Source organism: Mesorhizobium sp. M8A.F.Ca.ET.207.01.1.1, assembly GCF_004794715.1.
Classification (GTDB): Bacteria; Pseudomonadota; Alphaproteobacteria; order Rhizobiales; family Rhizobiaceae; genus Mesorhizobium.
The window spans coordinates 1-322 of the sequence record NZ_SRUS01000366.1 but is presented as its reverse complement, the minus strand read 5'-3'; the positions used below and the strand labels follow the sequence as shown (position 1 = coordinate 322).

1 protein-coding gene is annotated in these 322 nt (G+C 65.8%); it reads right to left on the bottom strand.

The features are described 5' to 3' along the window. Positions 1–307: KGG domain-containing protein (locus EN850_RS34940; protein ID WP_136093027.1), on the bottom strand; the 307-nt coding region annotated here is incomplete at its 3' end. Between the last annotated feature and the right edge of the window lie 15 nt (positions 308–322).

Genomic DNA, 322 nt, shown 5'->3' with positions numbered 1-322 from the left:
TGTTGTTGCCGCCACGTTCCTGCTGTTGTTGCCGCCCCCCCTGGTTGCCGCCCTGGTTGCCGCCGCCATGGCTGTTCTGGCCGCCTTCGCGGCCGATGTCGGCCATGTGCTGGCGATCCTGGCTCACCGCTTCGCCGCCCTTGCGACCGGCTTCGCGCGCTTCTTCAGAGCTGAATTCATGGGCGTTGCCCGATTCATGCGCGGCGCGGCCGCCCTTGGCGGCGATCTCGCGCTGCTTGTCTTCGTCCATCGAAGCGAAGCCGCGGTTGCTGCTGCCCTGGTTCTGGTTCTGGTTCTGGTTGGCCATGGAAAGTCTCCTTGG